This window comes from Bacillus cereus group sp. BfR-BA-01316, from assembly GCF_022664195.1.
GTDB lineage: Bacteria > Bacillota > Bacilli > Bacillales > Bacillaceae_G > Bacillus_A.
This window is the reverse complement of sequence record NZ_JAKUGX010000104.1, coordinates 1-313: the sequence shown is the minus strand read 5'-3', so window position 1 is coordinate 313 and position 313 is coordinate 1. Positions and strand designations below refer to the sequence as shown.

The window sequence follows — 313 nt, the reverse complement described above, 5'->3', positions numbered from 1 at the left end:
GCTCGACTTGTAGGTCTCGCAGTCAAGCTCCCTTATGCCTTTGCACTCTACGAATGATTTCCAACCATTCTGAGGGAACCTTTGGGCGCCTCCGTTACACTTTAGGAGGCGACCGCCCCAGTCAAACTGCCCACCTGACACTGTCTCCCGGGTCGATAAGACCCGTAGGTTAGAATTTCAATACAGTCAGGGCGGTATCCCACCAGCGCCTCCACCGAAGCTAGCGCTCCGGTTTCAATGGCTCCCGCCTATCCTGTACAAACTGTACCAAAATTCAATATCAGGCTACAGTAAAGCTCCACGGGGTCTTTCC

1 rRNA gene is annotated in these 313 nt (G+C 53.4%); it reads right to left on the bottom strand.

Annotated elements, in window-relative coordinates:
• A 23S ribosomal RNA gene (locus MR071_RS25175) occupies positions 1-313 on the bottom strand; the annotation flags it as partial.